This window comes from Mesorhizobium sp. B2-1-3A, from assembly GCF_006442655.1.
Lineage (GTDB): Bacteria > Pseudomonadota > Alphaproteobacteria > Rhizobiales > Rhizobiaceae > Mesorhizobium.
Genome location: NZ_VFWK01000002.1, coordinates 400,686 through 417,678, shown reverse-complemented (window position 1 = coordinate 417,678; position 16,993 = coordinate 400,686). Strand labels below are relative to the sequence as shown.

At 63.6% G+C, this 16,993-nt stretch carries 21 protein-coding genes; 13 read left to right on the top strand and 8 right to left on the bottom strand.

Going from position 1 to position 16,993, the window contains the following annotated elements; genetic code table 11:
• Nucleotides 1-17 precede the first annotated feature (17 nt).
• Genes FJ977_RS08545 through FJ977_RS08530 form a run of 4 tightly spaced genes read left to right on the top strand, consistent with a single transcriptional unit; the run spans nt 18 to nt 2,941 of the window.
• A complete protein-coding gene (locus FJ977_RS08545; RefSeq protein WP_140770386.1) occupies nt 18-1,109 on the top strand; it encodes a fatty acid desaturase family protein in 1,092 nt (363 codons plus the stop codon).
• A 38-nt stretch (nt 1,110-1,147) separates the two neighbouring features.
• Complete coding sequence (locus FJ977_RS08540) at nt 1,148-1,462, top strand: MocE family 2Fe-2S type ferredoxin (protein ID WP_140770385.1); 315 nt, start codon at nt 1,148-1,150, stop codon at nt 1,460-1,462.
• Nucleotides 1,463-1,467: 5 nt separating this feature from the next.
• Nucleotides 1,468-2,697, top strand: a complete 1,230-nt coding sequence (locus tag FJ977_RS08535) for an FAD-dependent oxidoreductase (protein WP_140770382.1) — start codon at nt 1,468-1,470, stop codon at nt 2,695-2,697.
• A 40-nt stretch (nt 2,698-2,737) separates the two neighbouring features.
• Nucleotides 2,738-2,941: a hypothetical protein gene (locus FJ977_RS08530; protein ID WP_140770381.1), complete on the top strand. Its 204-nt coding sequence runs from the start codon at nt 2,738-2,740 to the stop codon at nt 2,939-2,941.
• A gap of 25 nt (nt 2,942-2,966) precedes the next feature.
• Here the strand turns inward: FJ977_RS08530 and FJ977_RS08525 are convergent, their stop codons facing one another.
• The 5 genes from FJ977_RS08525 to hslV all read right to left on the bottom strand — a co-directional run bounded on the left by FJ977_RS08525 (nt 2,967) and on the right by hslV (nt 7,108).
• Nucleotides 2,967-3,926: a DUF1402 family protein gene (locus FJ977_RS08525; protein ID WP_140770379.1), complete on the bottom strand. Its 960-nt coding sequence runs from the start codon at nt 3,924-3,926 to the stop codon at nt 2,967-2,969.
• 173 nt (nt 3,927-4,099) lie between these two features.
• Nucleotides 4,100-5,410, bottom strand: a complete 1,311-nt coding sequence (gene hslU / locus FJ977_RS08520; protein WP_140770376.1) for an ATP-dependent protease ATPase subunit HslU — start codon at nt 5,408-5,410, stop codon at nt 4,100-4,102.
• 2 nt (nt 5,411-5,412) lie between these two features.
• A complete protein-coding gene (locus FJ977_RS08515) occupies nt 5,413-6,012 on the bottom strand; it encodes a DUF2585 domain-containing protein (protein ID WP_140770374.1) in 600 nt (199 codons plus the stop codon).
• Nucleotides 6,013-6,015: 3 nt separating this feature from the next.
• The gene (locus tag FJ977_RS08510) at nt 6,016-6,567 is read right to left on the bottom strand and encodes a GNAT family N-acetyltransferase (RefSeq protein WP_140770372.1); all 552 of its coding nucleotides are present in this window, start codon (nt 6,565-6,567) and stop codon (nt 6,016-6,018) included.
• Complete coding sequence (gene hslV / locus FJ977_RS08505; protein ID WP_137928919.1) at nt 6,557-7,108, bottom strand: ATP-dependent protease subunit HslV; 552 nt, start codon at nt 7,106-7,108, stop codon at nt 6,557-6,559. The genes FJ977_RS08510 and hslV overlap by 11 nt, the downstream gene beginning before the upstream one ends.
• A gap of 260 nt (nt 7,109-7,368) precedes the next feature.
• On the opposite strand from hslV, the gene hisB reads away from it, so the two are divergent.
• Genes hisB through coaA form a run of 9 tightly spaced genes read left to right on the top strand, consistent with a single transcriptional unit; the run spans nt 7,369 to nt 13,089 of the window.
• Nucleotides 7,369-7,968 carry an imidazoleglycerol-phosphate dehydratase HisB gene (hisB, locus tag FJ977_RS08500; RefSeq protein ID WP_140770370.1) on the top strand — a complete coding sequence of 200 codons (600 nt, stop codon included), beginning with the start codon at nt 7,369-7,371 and terminating at the stop codon, nt 7,966-7,968.
• Between the two features lie 4 nt (nt 7,969-7,972).
• Complete coding sequence (locus FJ977_RS08495; protein WP_140770367.1) at nt 7,973-8,449, top strand: DUF2628 domain-containing protein; 477 nt, start codon at nt 7,973-7,975, stop codon at nt 8,447-8,449.
• 1 nt (nt 8,450) lies between these two features.
• Nucleotides 8,451-9,101 (top strand): imidazole glycerol phosphate synthase subunit HisH, encoded by a 651-nt coding sequence (gene hisH / locus FJ977_RS08490; RefSeq protein ID WP_140770364.1) that lies wholly within the window; start codon nt 8,451-8,453, stop codon nt 9,099-9,101.
• A gap of 3 nt (nt 9,102-9,104) precedes the next feature.
• Complete coding sequence (locus tag FJ977_RS08485; protein ID WP_140770362.1) at nt 9,105-9,395, top strand: DUF1330 domain-containing protein; 291 nt, start codon at nt 9,105-9,107, stop codon at nt 9,393-9,395.
• Between the two features lie 3 nt (nt 9,396-9,398).
• Entirely contained in the window at nt 9,399-10,148 is a 750-nt protein-coding gene (hisA, locus tag FJ977_RS08480) for a 1-(5-phosphoribosyl)-5-[(5-phosphoribosylamino)methylideneamino]imidazole-4-carboxamide isomerase (RefSeq protein ID WP_140770360.1), read from the top strand.
• Nucleotides 10,145-10,981 (top strand): arginase family protein, encoded by an 837-nt coding sequence (locus tag FJ977_RS08475; RefSeq protein ID WP_140770358.1) that lies wholly within the window; start codon nt 10,145-10,147, stop codon nt 10,979-10,981. The genes hisA and FJ977_RS08475 overlap by 4 nt, the downstream gene beginning before the upstream one ends.
• Entirely contained in the window at nt 10,978-11,772 is a 795-nt protein-coding gene (gene hisF, locus FJ977_RS08470; protein ID WP_181179773.1) for an imidazole glycerol phosphate synthase subunit HisF, read from the top strand. The genes FJ977_RS08475 and hisF overlap by 4 nt, the downstream gene beginning before the upstream one ends.
• A 9-nt stretch (nt 11,773-11,781) precedes the next feature.
• Nucleotides 11,782-12,105, top strand: coding sequence for a phosphoribosyl-ATP diphosphatase (locus tag FJ977_RS08465; RefSeq protein WP_140770354.1), 324 nt, complete (start codon nt 11,782-11,784; stop codon nt 12,103-12,105).
• A 24-nt stretch (nt 12,106-12,129) separates the two neighbouring features.
• Nucleotides 12,130-13,089, top strand: coding sequence for a type I pantothenate kinase (gene coaA, locus FJ977_RS08460; RefSeq protein WP_056568914.1), 960 nt, complete (start codon nt 12,130-12,132; stop codon nt 13,087-13,089).
• A 56-nt stretch (nt 13,090-13,145) separates the two neighbouring features.
• Here coaA and FJ977_RS08455 read toward each other — a convergent pair whose 3' ends face one another.
• The 3 genes from FJ977_RS08455 to FJ977_RS08445 all read right to left on the bottom strand — a co-directional run bounded on the left by FJ977_RS08455 (nt 13,146) and on the right by FJ977_RS08445 (nt 16,845).
• The gene (locus FJ977_RS08455) at nt 13,146-14,687 is read right to left on the bottom strand and encodes a DegQ family serine endoprotease (RefSeq protein WP_140770353.1); all 1,542 of its coding nucleotides are present in this window, start codon (nt 14,685-14,687) and stop codon (nt 13,146-13,148) included.
• 254 nt (nt 14,688-14,941) lie between these two features.
• Nucleotides 14,942-15,661 carry an MBL fold metallo-hydrolase gene (locus tag FJ977_RS08450; RefSeq protein WP_140771354.1) on the bottom strand — a complete coding sequence of 240 codons (720 nt, stop codon included), beginning with the start codon at nt 15,659-15,661 and terminating at the stop codon, nt 14,942-14,944.
• Nucleotides 15,662-15,678: 17 nt separating this feature from the next.
• Nucleotides 15,679-16,845: a diphosphate--fructose-6-phosphate 1-phosphotransferase gene (locus FJ977_RS08445; RefSeq protein WP_140770351.1), complete on the bottom strand. Its 1,167-nt coding sequence runs from the start codon at nt 16,843-16,845 to the stop codon at nt 15,679-15,681.
• Between the last annotated feature and the right edge of the window lie 148 nt (nt 16,846-16,993).

The following is a 16,993-nucleotide window of genomic DNA, read 5'->3' as shown; positions in this document are numbered from 1 at the left end:
TGCCGAGGGAGGCAATCATGACGACAACGCCGTCCCGGCGTGACTACAGCCTGATCGGCCGCGACGCCAAGCTCGCCGTGGAAAACGGCCTGTCGGCGGCCGAGTGGTATCACACCGACATCCCGCGCAAGCAGATGAAGGAGCTGATGCAACGCTCCGACGGGCCGGCGATCCGTGACACCGCGATCTGGCTGGCCGCCCTCATCATCAGCGGCGCTGGCGGCGCCTGGTTCTGGGGCACTTGGTGGTGCGTACCGTTTTTCTTCGTCTATGGCGTCCTCTACGGCTCCTCCACCGATTCACGCTGGCACGAATGCGGCCACGGCACGGCCTTCCGGACGCAGTGGATGAATGATGTGATCTATCAGGTCGCCTGCTTCATGATCATGCGCAACCCGGTGACCTGGCGCTGGAGCCATACGCGCCACCACACCGACACCATCATCGTCGGCCGCGACCCGGAAATCTCTATCATGCGGCCGCCGGACCTGGTACGCGCCATCCTCGGCTTTGTCGGCGTGCTCGATGCCTGGCATGCGATGTCGGACATGCTGCGCAATGCCGCCGGCAACATCAGCGCGGCCGAAAAGACCTTCATTCCCGAGCAGGAGCAGGGCAAGGCGATCCGTATAGCCCGCATCTGGACCGCGATCTATGCCGCGACCATCGCGCTGGCGCTCTACACCGGATCGTTCCTGCCCTTGATGCTGGTCGGCCTGCCCAGGCTCTATGGCGCCTGGCACCACGTCATGGTCGGCCTGCTGCAGCATGGCGGCCTCGCCGACAACGTCATCGACCATAGGCTCAACAGCCGCACCGTCTACATGAACCCGATCAGCCGCTTCATCTACTGGAACATGAACTATCATGTGGAGCATCACATGTTCCCGATGGTGCCCTACCACGCGCTGCCCAGGCTGCATGCGCTGATCAAGCATGATCTGCCGGCGCCGACGCCATCGATCCTGGCCGGCTACCGCGAGATGATCCCGGTCTTCCTGCGCCAGCTGCGCAACGAGGATTATTTCCTCAAGCGCGAACTGCCGCCGACCGCCAGGCCGTACCGCGAGGAGTTTCATAGCGATGCCGTCGCCGCCGCGGCGGAATGATCGCGGCATCCGATCCACACTCTTTTGCGGAGGACTGAATGAGCGACTGGGTCGAGGCCTGTGCTGCCGATGACATCGATGAAGAGGACGTGATGCGCTTCGATCATGGCGGGCGCACCTTCGCCATCTATCGCAGCCCCGACGACGAATACTTCGCCACGGACGGGCTCTGCACGCATGAGAAGGTGCATCTCGCCGACGGCCTGGTGATGGACGACATCATCGAATGCCCCAAGCACAATGGCCGCTTCAACTACAAGACCGGCGCGGCCAGGGGTGCGCCGGTCTGCGTCAACCTCAGGACCTATCCGGTCAGGGTCGACGCCGGCAAAGTCCTCGTCCAGATCGGGTGACGGAGATGGCGCGCGGAATGGTCATCATCGGGGCCGGCGAATGCGGCGGGCGGGCGGCGCTTACGCTGCGCGATCTCGGCTATGACGGGCCGGTGACGCTGGTCGGCGACGAGCCACACCTGCCCTACGAACGGCCGCCTTTGTCCAAGGACGCGATGGCCAGCGACGCGCCGGAAATCAAGGCGATCGCCAGCGACGCGATCCTGGCCGAGAAATCGATCCGGCACATCCATTCCGTCCGGGCCGTCGCGATCGATCGCGCGGCGCATACGGTGCGCCTGTCGGACGGTTCGGTCCTGCCCTACGACAAGTTGCTGCTGGCAACCGGCTCGACCCCGCGCAAACTGCAGATGCCTGGCCTCGGCAAGCGCTGCGTTTATCTCAGGACATTCGCCGATGCACTGGTAATTCGCGCCCACCTCGGTGCGGGCAACCGCATTGCCGTCATCGGCGGCGGCTTCATCGGCCTCGAACTCGCCGCTGCGGCCCGCAAGCTCGGCGCTGCGGTCACAGTCATCGAGGCACAGCCGCGCATCCTGATGCGCGGCGTTCCGGCCGAGATCGCCGAAATCGTCCATGCGGCGCATGCCGCCGAAGGCGTCGACATCCTGTGCGGTGAAGGCATCGCGTCCATCGCCGACGACGGCAACGAGGTGCGCGTGAGGCTTGCCGGCGGACACGAAATCACAGCCGATCTCGCTATCATAGGCATAGGCGCCCTGCCGGTGACCGGGCTCGCGGCCGAGGCTAGCTTGGCCATCGACAACGGCATTGCGGTCGATGCCGAGCTGCGCAGCAGCGATCCCGATATCTTTGCCGCCGGCGACTGCTGTTCGTTTCCGCTTGCCGTCTATGGCGGCCGCCGCGTGCGGCTGGAGGCCTGGCGCAATGCGCAGGAACAGGGCGCGCTTGCCGCGAAGAACATGCTTGGTGCCGGCGAGGCGCATGTGGCGGTGCCGTGGTTCTGGTCGGATCAGTATGGGCTCACTTTGCAGATATCCGGCCTTGCCGACGAAGGCCGCCGCACCGTGCGGCGCGATCTCGGCGACGGCGCCTTCATCCTCTTCCACCTGGCCGAGGACGGCAGGCTGGTGGCGGCCAGCGGCATCGGTCCAGGCAACGCGGTCGCCCGCGACATCCGGCTGGCCGAAATGCTGATCGGCAAGCAGGCCAGGCCGGCGCCGGAGGCGCTGGGATCGCAGGCGGTAAAGCTGAAATCGTTGCTGGCGGCTTGAGCCGTGCTAGCCTGCGCGGGTTGCTCGAGGTTTCCGGCTCATGCCTTATTCGATCCTCTACGGCATTTCGGTCGCGCAGATCAGGGATGATTTCGCCGCCGCGAAAGAGGCTGTCGCGCGTCTCGAAGCACTGCGGCGCGGCAAGGCCGTGGGTATCATTGTTCTGGACAAGAACGGCGCGGAGATCAGCGAAGCGCAGCTTAATTCACTTGCCAAGATCGAAGACGGCGACGGGCAGACGTAGGGTTCTGCGGTTTCCTTGAAATGCTCTAGAAAAGCGCCTTGAGTTCCGGCAGCTTGTCGTTGACCAGCCAGCCATAATAATTCTCTTCCGGCAGCTTCACCTGTTCACCGGCGGCGCGACGCTTGTCGTTCTCCGCCTTCAGCGCATAGGCGCGCTGCTCCGGATTGCCGACATTGTAGAGCGTGGCGGTCAGTCCCGGATTGCCCGAAATGTCGAACCCGGCGATGCTCTTGTAGGCATCGATCGATTTCCTGATCGTCGCGGCCACGTAGGGCAGCGTCAGGTCGGGATCCATGATGGTCTTGTAGACCGAATTGGGGTCGCCGACGTCGAGCTTCGGCAGGCCGGACACCTTGTGCACGAGATCGCTCATCTGCAGCGCCGTCAAAGGGTTGAGCTGGCCAAGGCCGAAGGTCTGGCCGGCATAGTAAGGCTGGAAGAAGGTGGCGCCGAAGCGGTCGTCGGGAAAGCTTGTCCCGCCGACGGATTTGCCGCGAAACGAATGGTTCCAGACCTGCTCGCGGCATTCCCAAAGGTCGTAGCTGTCCGACATTGCTGCGCATTTCTTGAACTCCGGCCGCTGTACGAAATCGGTGATGTCCTCGCCGTCATAGGCGAAGGACAGCTTGCTGGAGAGATAGGAGATCGCCTTGACGTAATAGGTCTGCAGCCGGTCATAGGCGTCGACATTGTAGGTGTGCTCGCCGACGATGGCGCCGACGATGTGCAGGGGATCGATGCCGTAGGCGGAAGCGGCCTTCTTGATCTTGGCGCGCAGATCGGCGTCGTTCTGCAACAAGGCGTAGACCTTGCGGTATTTCGCCTGGAAGGTGGTGTTGGTCGCCTGCGTGCGCCGGCTCGAGGCGCCGGGAATGTCGGGCTGCTCGGCATTGCGGTTTCCCGGCGGCACCAATGTCGCCGCATCAGCCGCGAACAGCGTCGCCGCCAGCGTCAAGCCGAGAATGACCAGTATGAGTTTTTTCATGCGCCGCCGCCCTGAAGTATTGCCGCGCAAACTAGGGTAATGCTCCGGGTTGAGTCGAGAGCACCCTTTCCGCCGGCAAGACGAAAGGTGGCCAGATGGTACCATCTGGCCACACATGATTTCCGCCGGAAGATATTGCCTGATCCGGCGCCGGAACGTTCCAGAGCTGTCGTTTACAGGATGAATCGCGACAAATCTGTGTTTCTGGACAGATCGCCGACATGCTTTTCCACATAGGCCGCGTCGATGGTGACGCTCGTGCCGTTGCGGTCGGGTGCGTCGTAGGAGATCTCGTCCAGCACCCGCTCCATCACCGTCTGCAGCCGCCTGGCGCCGATATTCTCGACGCTGGCGTTGAGATCGACGGCGATGCCGGCGAGCGAATCGATGGCGTCGTCGGTGAAGGTCAGGTCGACCCCTTCGGTCTTCATCAGCGCGATATACTGCTTGATCAGGCTCGCTTCCGTCTCGGTCAGGATTCGGACGAAATCCTCCTTCTCCAGCGCGCGCAGCTCGACGCGGATCGGCAGGCGGCCCTGCAATTCCGGCAACAGGTCGGACGGCTTCGAGACGTGGAACGCACCCGACGCGATGAACAGGATGTGGTCGGTCTTCAGCGGCCCGTATTTGGTCGCCACCGTGGTGCCTTCGACCAGCGGCAGCAGGTCACGCTGCACGCCTTCGCGCGAAGGGCCGCCCGAAATGTCCGATCTGGCCGCGATCTTGTCGATCTCGTCGAGGAAGACGATACCGTCGTTTTCCGCGGCATCGAGCGCCCGGCGCACCACCTCGTCCTGGTCGAGCAGCTTGTCGGACTCGTCACTGACCAGCAGATCGTAGGATTCCTTCACCGTCGTTTTGCGCTGCTTGGTCTTCTTGCCGCCCATCGCCTTGGACAACATGTCGTTGATGTTGAGCACGCCGATATTGGCGCCCGGCATGCCGGGAATCTCGAAACCGGGCATGCCGCCATTGCCGGTATCGGCCACTTCGATCTCGATCTCCTTGTCGTCGAGTTCGCCGTCGCGCAGCTTCTTGCGGAAGCTGTCGCGCGTCGCCGGGCTCGCCGTCTTGCCGACCAGCGCTTCCAGAACGCGTTCCTCGGCATTGATGTGGGCGCGCGCCTTGACGTCCTCGCGCATCTTTTCACGCACCAGGCCGATGGCGATCTCGACGAGATCGCGGATGATCTGCTCGACGTCACGGCCGACATAGCCGACTTCGGTGAACTTGGTTGCCTCGACCTTGACGAAAGGCGCACCGGCCAGACGCGCCAGGCGGCGCGAGATCTCGGTCTTGCCGACGCCGGTCGGCCCGATCATCAGGATGTTCTTCGGCATCACCTCTTCGCGCATCTGGCCTTCCAGCTGCTGGCGGCGCCAGCGGTTGCGCAAGGCGATGGCCACGGCGCGCTTGGCGTCCTTCTGGCCGATGATGAAGCGGTCGAGTTCGGAAACGATTTCGCGGGGAGAAAATGTCGTCATAGCTAAATTCCACTTTGCCACTGCTTGATGGCCTCGAACGGATGCAGCAGCATGATCACGTTGAGTGTCAGATTGTCCCGGATGAGGTAGCCGGTACCCAGTTCAAAAAGGATGGCGAGGCTGACGATCACCCATATAGGTAGCCTTCGCGCCATCACAAATCCCAGCACCATGGCCAGTGTGTCGGATACCGAATTGATGATCGAGTCGCCGTAATAGTCGAGCGAGATGGTGCCGGCGCGGTAGCGGTCGATGATGAACGGGCTGTTCTCGAGCAATTCCCAGCCGCCTTCGATGAGAACGGCGAATGCCAGCCTCAGGCCGATCGGCGAGCGTGGGAACAGGAACCGTGCCAGCGCGTAGAACAGGAAGCCGTGGATGATGTGCGAGAAGGTGTACCAGTCCGAAATGTGCTGGGAATTCTCGGAACTGTTCACCACGCCATGCCAGAGTTTGACGTAGCCGCATGTGCAGATCGGCGTCCGGCCCATCAGATAGAGCGTGACGGCCTGGACGATGATAAGCCCGGCAACGATCAGCAGCCCCATCCGCCAGCTGTTTTCGTAGGCCGAGAGGTTCTTCTCCTCGCCGGATGCGTCCATGCCCTATAGCCCCTCTTCCGCGTCGTCTTCCTCGGCATCGCCCCCTTCGGCATCGCCCTCTTCAGCATCGATAGCCATAAGCACCACGTTGCCATAGACCGATTGCCTGCGATCAATGGCCCGGAATCCGGCTTTTTCATAGGCGCGGATGGCCCTGATATTGGCCGGGTCCGGATCGATGATGACGCGCGGTACGCCTTCCCTGAACAGGTCTTCGACGAATTGCCTGGCGATGGCCGAGCCATGGCCGATGCCGATCAGTTCGGGCCGGCCGATCGACAGGTCGATGCCGAGCGTGCCGAACGGCTGGTCGGCATAGGGATGGTCGTCTTCCATATGCGGATCGTAGCTCTGCAGATAGGCGATCGGCTTGCCGTCGAGTTCGACGATCAGCGGCTCGACCGAAATCGAGTCGATATGATCGCGGATCTCGGCGATTTCCGTCTCCGGATCGTTCCACCACCGAGCGACTTCAGGCTCGGCGAGCCAGCCGGCGATCATCGGCAGGTCTTTCGTGGTCACCGGCCGAAAATCGTAGAGCTGCTCAGGCGGCATCGAGCGTTTCGACGACGAAGTTGTTGTTGGTGTAGACGCAAATGTCGGAAGCGATCTGCATCGCCTTGCGGGCGATTTCCTCGGCATCCTTGTCGGTGTCCATCAAGGCGCGCGCCGCAGCCAGTGCGTAATTGCCGCCCGAGCCGATGGCCATCACGCCATGTTCCGGTTCGAGCACGTCGCCGTTGCCGGTCAGCGCCAGCGAGACCGACTTGTCGGCCACCAGCATCATCGCCTCGAGCCGGCGCAGATAGCGGTCGGTGCGCCAGTCCTTGGCGAGTTCGACGCAGGCGCGCGTCAACTGGTCGGGATATTGTTCGAGCTTGGCTTCCAGTCGCTCCAGCAGGGTGAAGGCGTCGGCGGTGGCGCCGGCGAAACCGGCAATGACATTGCCGCCCTTGCCGATGCGGCGGACCTTGCGCGCATTGCCCTTCATGATGGTCTGGCCAAGGCTGACCTGGCCGTCGCCAGCGATCACCACCTTGTTGCCCTTGCGCACCGTCACGATGGTCGTGGCGTGCATGGTCAGATTATCAGACATTTCCTGGCTCCGATTCGCGCGATCCCAAAAGGCGATTGGCGCGGTACGAGTGATTTATCGGCCATATGTATGCACGGGACCAATGATTGCAAATCGCCTCTCCGGCAAGGCCCGATACCTCTGTCCGAGGCAACTGGCAATCGCCGGATCATGCTGATAGAAGGCATTCGTTTTCAAGCCCGCGAGCGCTTGGAGCCTGTGAACCGGTTTACCACGTGAACCCGGTTTACCACGTGAACCGCTGGGACAAGGATAGAGTGATGGCGCCCCGTTCCGCCGAAGCCAGCCGCAAGACCAGGGAAACCGACATCTCGGTGTCGGTCCATGTCGACGGCTCGGGCAAATCCGATATCGCCACGGGCGTCGGCTTCTTCGACCACATGCTGGACCAGCTCTCGCGCCATTCCCTGATCGACATGACAGTCAGGGCGAAGGGCGACCTGCATATAGACGACCATCACACGGTCGAGGACACCGGCATCGCGCTCGGCCAGGCGCTGACCAAGGCGCTGGGCGAACGGCGCGGCATCATGCGCTATGCCTCGATCGACCTTGCCATGGACGAGACGCTGACGCGTGCGGCAATCGACGTGTCGGGCCGGCCGTTCCTGGTCTGGAACGTGTCCTTCTCGTCGCCCAAGATCGGGACCTTCGACACCGAACTGGTGCGGGAATTCTTCCAGGCGCTGGCGCAGAATGCCGGCATCACGCTGCATGTCACCAACCATTATGGCGCCAACAACCACCATATCGCCGAGACCTGCTTCAAGGCGGTGGCGCGCGCGCTGCGCACGGCACTCGAGCCGGACCCGCGCCAGCCGGACGCGGTTCCCTCCACCAAGGGATCTTTGAAGGGATAGCGTCATGGCCGCCTATGTCGTGATGGAACCGCCCGGCCGCAGCGAGAAGGCCGACTCAACGGCGTTTGTCCGCGACGGCTTCACCTGGCTCGGCTTCTTGGTGCCGCCGTTATGGCTCGCCTGGCATCGGCTGTGGATTGAAGCCGGGCTTGCCTTCGTCGTCATGGGCCTGCTTTCGATGGCTGGTCAGAAGCTTGGCCTCGGTCTGGCCAGTTCACTACTGTCGCTGCTCGTCTCGTTCTATGTCGGCCTGGAAGGGCAGGGGTTGCGCATCGCGGCCCTTCGCCGGCGCGGCTGGCATGAATGGGGCGTGGTTCACGCCGGCAGGCTCGACGACGCCGACATGCGCTATGCGCTTGAGGCCGAGGGGCGCGCCGAGGAAGCCATTCCCGCGCCGCGCATGGTTCCGGATGCCGCCCTGGCGCGCCCGGCGCAGCCGGGCATGGCGCTGGGCCTGACCCACATACCGGGACGGCCCTGACATGCGGGTAGCAATCATCGACTATGGCTCGGGCAATCTGCGCTCGGCCACCAAGGCCTTCGAGCGCGCCGCGCGCGAAGCCGGCATATCGGCCGAGATCGAGCTGACGGCCGATGCCGACCGGGTGCGGACGGCCGACCGCATTGTCCTGCCCGGCGTCGGCGCCTATGCCGACTGCGCGGCAGGCCTGCGTGCCGTCGAGGGCATGTGGGAAGCGGTCGAGGACGTCGCGATCGCCAAGGCTCGCCCTTTCCTAGGCATCTGCGTCGGCATGCAGCTGATGTCGCAGCGCGGCCTGGAAAAGACCGTCACCAGCGGCTTTGGCTGGATATCAGGCGACGTCAAGGAGATCACGCCGGCCGATCCGGCGCTGAAGATCCCGCAGATCGGCTGGAACACGATCGAGCTTCGGCGCCAGCATCCGCTTTTTGCCGGCATTCCAACCGGAACCGCGGGACTGCACGCCTACTTCGTCCACTCCTATCATCTCGATGCGCGCAAGGCGGACGAGGTTCTGGCGGTCGCCGACTATGGCGGCCCGGTGACGGCCACCGTCGCCCGCGACAATCTCGTCGGCACGCAGTTCCATCCGGAGAAGAGCCAGGCGCTGGGGCTGGCGTTGATCACCAATTTCCTGAAGTGGAGGCCCTAGAGCATGAGCAAGAAGGGCTATTGGATGGCGATGATCGATGTTCGCGATCCCGAGGTCTACAAGCAATATATCGAGGCGAATGCTGTTGCCTTTGCCAAGTACGGCGCCAAATTCATCGTGCGGGCGGGCCGCCACGAGAACCCGGAACAGCCGACAGGCAATCGCCATGTCGTGATCGAGTTCGAATCCTACGACAAGGCAGCGGAATGCTATCATTCGCCGGAATATCAGCATGCCTCGAAATTCAGGCTGGCCGGATCGACGGGCCATTTCGTCATCGTTGAGGGCGCCTGAATCGTGATCCTGTTTCCTGCCATCGACCTCAAGGACGGCCAATGCGTGCGCCTGAAGCACGGCGACATGGCGACCGCGACCATCTACAACGATGATCCCGCCGCGCAGGCAAAAGCCTTCCAGGACCAGGGCTTCGAGTGGCTGCACGTCGTCGACCTCAACGGCGCCTTCAAGGGCCAGAGCGTCAACAGCGCGGCGGTCGGCGCCATCCTCAAGGCGACCAGGAACCCGGTGCAGCTCGGCGGCGGCATCCGCACGATTGCGCAGATCGAGGACTGGCTCGATCGCGGCCTCGCCCGCGTCATTCTCGGCACGGTGGCGGTGCGCGATCCCGATCTGGTCAAGCAGGCCTGCAAGGCTTTCCCGGGCAAGGTCGCGGTCGGCATCGACGCGAAGGGCGGCAAGGTGGCTGTCGAGGGCTGGGCCGAAGCGTCGAGCCTTGGCGTCATCGAACTGGCGAAGAAGTTCGAGGGCGCCGGCGTCGCCGCCATCATCTACACCGACATCGACCGTGACGGCGTGCTGACCGGCATCAACTGGGATGCCACCATCGACCTCGCCGACGCCGTATCGATCCCGGTCATCGCTTCCGGGGGGCTGGCCTCGATCGCCGACATCGTGCGCATGACCATGCCGGACGCACAAAAGCTCGAAGGCGCCATCTCGGGCCGCGCGCTCTATGACGGCCGCATCGATCCGGCCGAGGCGCTGGCGATCCTGCAGGGCCGGCCGGTGGCGGAGGCGAAATCGTGAAAATCACCATCATCCTCGCCTCCTATGACAGCGGCCACTACCATGGCGGCATGGGCCAGGGGCCGGACGCGCTGATTGCGGGCGGTCTCGTCGATGCCCTGACCATGGCCGGCCACGACGTCGCGGTCGAGGATATCGGCAGGGTCGGCGACGACCAGGAGCGGGAGATCGCCACCGGTTTCGCTGTCTGCAACGCCGTCTCGGGCGAGGTCCGCATTACCATCGACAGGGGACGGTTTCCTATCGTGCTGGCCGGAAACTGCCTGACCAGCGCCGGCGCGGTCGCCGGCGAAGGCGCCGATGCGATCATCTGGGCCGACCAGCATGGCGACCTCAACACGCCCGAGACCTCCGTATACGGCTTCCTTGACGGCATGGCGCTGGCGACCGTGCTCGGCCTGTGCTGGCGTCCGATGGCATCAGCCATTCCCGGCTTCCAGTCGATCGATCCCTCGCGCTGCGTGCTCGTCAACGCCCGCGATCTCGATCCGGCGGAGAAAAAACTTCTCGAGACCTTGCCGGTGATCCGCACCGAATGCCCCGGCGTGGCGCAAGCGACCGAAAGACTGAAAGCCGCCGGCGCCAAAAGCGTGCACATGCATCTCGATCTCGACGTGCACGACCCCCGGGAGCTGCAGGCCAATCGCTATGTCACACCTGGCGGGCCGAGCCCCGAACAGTTGCGCGACGCGGCCTGTGCCATGGCGCTTGCCGTGCCAGTCGTCGGCATCACCGTTTCCGCCTACGATCCGGCCTTCGATGCCCAGGCCGACGTGCCGCCGCTGGTCGGCCAGTTGCTCAACGACCTTATCGCCACGATAGAGGGCCGCTGATGCTGAAAGCCCGCGTCATCCCGTGCCTCGACGTCAAGGACGGCCGTGTCGTCAAGGGCGTCAATTTCGTCGATCTCATCGACGCCGGCGACCCGGTCGAGGCAGCCAAGGCCTATGACGCCGCCGGCGCCGACGAGCTGTGCTTTCTCGACATCACCGCTTCGTCCGACAACCGGGAAACCATCTTCGATGTCATCGCCCGCACCGCCGAACAGTGCTTCATGCCGCTGACCGTCGGCGGCGGCGTGCGCCAGGTCGCCGACATCAGGAAGCTGCTTTTGGCAGGCGCCGACAAGGTGTCGATCAACACGGCGGCGGTGAAGAACCCGGATTTCGTCGCCGAAGCCGCCGACAAGTTCGGCAACCAGTGCATCGTCGTCGCCATCGACGCCAAGAAGGTCTCCGGCGCCGGCGAGGCCGATCGTTGGGAGATCTTCACCCATGGCGGACGCGAGAAGACCGGCATCGACGCGGTCGAATTCGCCCGGAAAATGGTCGATCGTGGCGCCGGCGAGATTCTGCTGACCTCGATGGACCGCGACGGCACGAAGGCCGGCTACGACATCGCCCTGACGCGCGCGATTGCTGATGTGGTGCGCGCGCCAGTCATCGCGTCGGGCGGCGTCGGCACGCTCGATCATTTGGTGGAAGGCATTCGCGATGGCCATGCCGGCGCCGTGCTGGCCGCCTCCATCTTCCATTTCGGCACCTACACGATTGCCCAGGCCAAGGCACATATGGCCAATGCCGGCCTGCCGATGCGGCTGGACTCCCCAGGTAATCGGTCTTAAACGGCGGCCATGACCGAGTTTTCGCTCTCCGATCTGGAAAAAATAGTCCATGAGCGCGCCCATTCCGGCGATCCGGACTCGTGGACGGCGAAACTGTTCGCGCGCGGCATCGACAAGGCGGCGCAGAAGCTTGGCGAAGAGGCGGTCGAGACCGTGATTGCCGCCGTCAAGGGCGACAGGCAGGGCCTCGTTTCCGAAAGTGCCGATCTTATATATCATTGGCTCGTCGTTCTCGGCATTTCGGGTGTTCCGTTGCGCGACGTGCTCCAGGAGCTCGAAAGCCGCACCGCGCGTTCGGGTATCGCCGAGAAGGCGTCGCGGCCCAAGGGCTGAGCACGAGGGAGGGCAGGTATCTCGATGGATCAGCTCGCGCCAACCGAGAAATATTCCCCCTTTCGTTTCTTCTCCGCCGAGCAATGGTCGCAATTCCGAGCCGACACGCCGCTGACACTGAGCGAGGACGAGTTCCGCCGCCTGCGTTCGCTCAACGACCCGGTCGACCTCGAAGAGGTCAAGCGCATCTATCTGTCGCTGTCACGGCTTCTATCCGCGCATGTCGAGGCCAGCCAATTGCTGTTCAGGCAGCGCCAGGCCTTCTTCAACGCCGTCGATATCGTCAAGACGCCGTTCATCATCGGCATCGCCGGCTCGGTGGCGGTCGGCAAATCGACCACGGCCCGCGTGCTGAAGGAATTGCTGGCGCGCTGGCCGTCGAGCCCCAAGGTCGATCTCATCACCACCGACGGCTTCCTGCTGCCCAACGAGGTCCTGCGCCGCGAAAACCTGATGGAACGCAAGGGCTTTCCCGACAGCTACGATGTCGGCGCGCTGCTGCGTTTCCTCTCCGGCATCAAGTCGGCGCTGCCCAATGTGCGCGCGCCGGTCTATTCGCATCTCACCTACGACGTCATTCCCGGCGAATTCGTCACCATCGACCGGCCGGATATACTGATCTTCGAAGGCATCAATGTGCTGCAGCCGGGCAAGCTGCCGCAGGACGGCAAGATCGTGCCTTTCCTGTCGGACTTTTTCGATTTCGCCATCTATATCGATGCCGACGAGAAACTGATCCACCAGTGGTACATTTCCCGTTTCATGCGTCTGCGCGAGACCGCGTTCCGCAATCCGGATTCCTTCTTCCACCGCTATTCGCAGCTCTCGGAGGATTCGGCGCGCGCCATCGCCGAAGGCCTGTGGACAAACATCAATCTGAAGAATTTGCGCGAAAACATCCTGCCGACGCGCGCCCGCGCCGATCTCATCCTGCGCAAGGGCGCCGACCATCTGGTCGAGGAAGTGGCGCTGCGCAAACTCTAGATAGCGGCGGGCTCGTCGCGACGAGCCCGCCCTCGGTTCAGATCCGGCCCGGCGCCTCAGCCATTGGCGAATGGCACGGCGACATAGATCTGGCCGCCGTCGCGTTCGACCAGCAGCAGCACCGACTTGCGGCCCGACTTGCTGGCCTGGGCGATCGCCTGCGTGACCTGCCGGGCGCTCTTCACCGGCGCCTGGTTGACGGCGACGATGATATCGCCCGGCTGGATGCCGGCCGCGGCCGCCGCCTTGTCGGGACTGACGCGCGCAACCACCGCGCCATGCTCGTTGTCGGCAAGGTTCATTTCCTGGCGAATGTCGGGCGTGATATCCATCAGGCCGAGGCCGATCGCCGGCGCGCGTGAGCCTTGTTCGGCGCTCGGCATGCCGGAATCGTCAGTCGACGCCGTCTTCACGTCATCGCTGTTTTGCCCGACATTAACGGAAATCTGCATGGCCTTGCCCTTGCGCCAGACATCGAGCGATTCCTTGGCGCCAGGGGCGACATCGGCGACGGCGCGTGACAGATCCTTGGGATCCTTCACGTCCTGTCCGGCAAAGCCGGTGATGACGTCGCCGGCCTCGACGCCGGCGCTGGCGGCGGGCGAACTGTCATTGACCTTCGAAACCAGCGCGCCGCCGGGATGATCGAGCCCTATGGCGCTTGCCACGTCAGGCGTCACCGGCTGGATCTCGACGCCGAGATAGCCATACTGGATCGAGCCGTCCTTCATCAGCTTGGCCACGACCTTCTGCGCCTGGTCCGACGGGATGGCGAAGCCGACGCCGACACTGCCGCCATTGGGCGAATAGATCGCCGTGTTGATGCCGACAACATTGCCGTTCACATCCACCAGCGGGCCGCCGGAATTGCCATGGTTGATCGGCGCATCGATCTGGATGAAATCGTCGAACGGTCCGCTATGCAGGTCGCGGCCGCGGGCCGAAACGATGCCTGCCGTCACCGTGGTGCCGATGCCGAACGGATTGCCGATCGCCAGCACCTGGTCGCCGGTCATCAGCCGGTCGGAATCGCCCCATTTGACCGTCGGCAAGGGCTTGTCGGATTTGACCTTGAGCACGGCGAGATCGTTCTTGGCGTCGCGGCCGATGAGCTTGGCGGGAAGTTCGGTGCCGTCGTCGAGCGTAACCTTGATCGAGGAGGCGCCGTCGACGACGTGATTGTTGGTGACGATCGTGCCGTCGGCAGAGACGATGAAGCCGGAGCCGAGCGCTTCGGCGCGCTGCGCCTGCTGCGGCGGCGTCCGCGGAGCCGGCATGCCCTGGTCGCCAAAGAACTGGCGGAAATATTGGTCGAACGGGGAGTTGCCGAGAGGCATCCCATCGTCGTCATTTGCGGGCTGCGCTTTCATCACGGTTGTGACCGTCACCACCGCGGGCTTGTCAGCCGCCACGATCGGAGCAAAGGAGCCATTGGGGGCGGTGATACCGGCGACAGGGGTCTGGGTCGTCGCGACAACGTTGCTCACGCCTGTGTTACCGGCACTTTGAGCAAATGAAACGACGAAGGGGGAGATGATGAGGGCGGCGCCCAGCAATGCGGCGACGCGATGTCTGCGAAGAATGTTGTGGGATGACATGGTCGTTGTCCGTGCGAGACATTGGGTTCGGCGCCGTGGACTCCATGGGAGCGGCCCATTCGGCGTACCGGCCATCGCGGCCGCCTGTCTCGCTTCATGCGGCGGCCGTTCAGGTCGATGAAACCGGAATCTAGGACGCGGATGCGGACGAATTAGGTTTTTTCGGTTATATTACAAAGATTTAATTCTTCGCGGCCTGATAGGCGCCTGACCGTCGCAGGACCGCTCCTTGCAGTGTGCGGGCTTGGCGAAGTTCAGATATCGGCGCTTTTTCTGATGTAAGCCGTTGCAATCTCACGCATACGCTTGCGGTCGAAGCTCGGTCCGTGGCCGCCATGGCCGATGCGGATCGGCAGGTCGAGCAGGCGCTCCATGGTGCTGACATAGTCGGCCCGGTCGGAATCCGGCAGCGAGTCGATCAGCGTATCGTCGTAGATGGCGTCACCGCTGAAGAACAGCCCGTCGGCCTCGTCGAACAGCGCGATCGAATCCGGCGAATGCCCGGGAAGATGCAGGACGCGGAATTGCCGGTCGCCCAGGTCGACCACGTCGCCCTCGTCGAGGGTCCGCGTCAGCGGTGCCGATGGGATCTTGTAATCCGCCGACTTCCAGCCCGGCTCCGGCAGTTTCGAAACGGCACCTTCGAGATCGTGGAACATGTAGGCGTAGGTCGCCGCCTCATCCATGCTCTCGAACTGCGCGGCACTCATCCTCGGCCCGGCCCGCCATGGAAATTCGTGCAGCGAGCCGACATGGTCGAGATGGATGTGCGTGGCGACGACCAGCAGCGGCTTGTCCCGCGGCGTTTCGATCTCCGGCGCCAGCGGACAGATGCCCATGCCGGTATCGACCAGAAGGTCGGCGTCGCGACCCCGCAGATGCCAGATGTTGGCGCGGACATAGTCATGCACGAACGGCTCGGTCAGCATCGTCGTCCTGTCGTCGACGATGCTCTTGCTGAACCAGCCCGGCATCAGGTGTGAGCCTGACATCAGACGAACGGCTTCCCGACCTTGTACTTTTCCGGCACCAGACGCTTGAGATAGGCCATGCCGGCGTCCGACAGCTGGCTGACGTCGGGCTTCATGAAATTGTCCGGCATGTGGCGGGTCTTGCCGGCGACATTCTTCAGCGGCACCTTCTTCAGCACGGTCTTCGTGCCATCATATTGCAGCGCCACCGAGCCGCCGCCCTGTTCGGCGACGGAGACGGCGAAGGCGCCGGCATCGAATGCCTCCCGCGCGTCGACGGCGCTGATGGCGCCGACATAGCCGCGCGGCATGTAGCCGAGTGCGTCGACGCGGGCCCGCTTGCCCGGAAGCCCATCGGCCAATGCCCGTTCCAGCGCCGCCGGCAGGTCGCTGCCCGACAATTTGACGTTGCCGTGCTGGTCGCGTTCCAGTTTCTCCGGAGGCACCAGGCTCTCGACCAGTGCCTTGCCGTCGGCGGTGCTGACCCCTTCCGACACCGCGACGATGCAGCGCTTGTGGCGATCGAGCGTGGCACGCACGTCGTCGATGAAGCCTTTGGCCGAGAACGGCCGCTCGGGCACGTAGACGAGATGCGGGCCGCTGTCGGGATCGAGCTGCCAGGCGGCGGCGGCGGCGGTCAGGAAGCCGGCGTGCCGGCCCATGACGATGCCGACATAGATGCCGGGCAAAGCGCGAAAATCGAGGTCGACGGACAGAAAGGCGCCGGCGACGAACTCCGCCGCCGAAATGAAGCCCGGCGTATGGTCGTTCTCCTCGAGATCATTGTCGATGGTCTTGGGCGCATGGACGAAAGCAATGGAGCCGCCGGCGGCGTCGGTCAGGATCTGCTGTGTGCCCGACGTGTCGTTGCCGCCTATGTAGATGAAGGCGTCGGCCCCGGCCTTCTGCAATCCCTTGAGGATGACATCGCAGTAGGCCGCGTCCGGTTTGTCGCGCGTCGAGCCAAGCGCCGCGCTCGGTGTCCCGGCAATCAGTCGCAGCCGGTCCTCGGGGATGGCCGAAAGGTCGACATAATTGCCGTCACGAATGCCGCGCACGCCATGGAGGGAGCCCAGCACCTTGGCGCCGGGATGCCGCTTGCGGATCTCCAGCGTGGCGCCGACAACCGTCTGGTTGATGACGGCGGTCGGGCCGCCGCCTTGCGCGATAACAAAAGTTCCGGCCATTCCTGACGTCTCCCGAGGCGATGGGTCTCAAGACACCTTCGCCTGTCTCGCGGCATCGCGCAACGGGGGAGTCGCGGGCACGATCCCGAAAAATGGAAACCGGTTCTCTCGGACAAACGGTTTCCGTTTGTCCAGAAATCATGCTCGA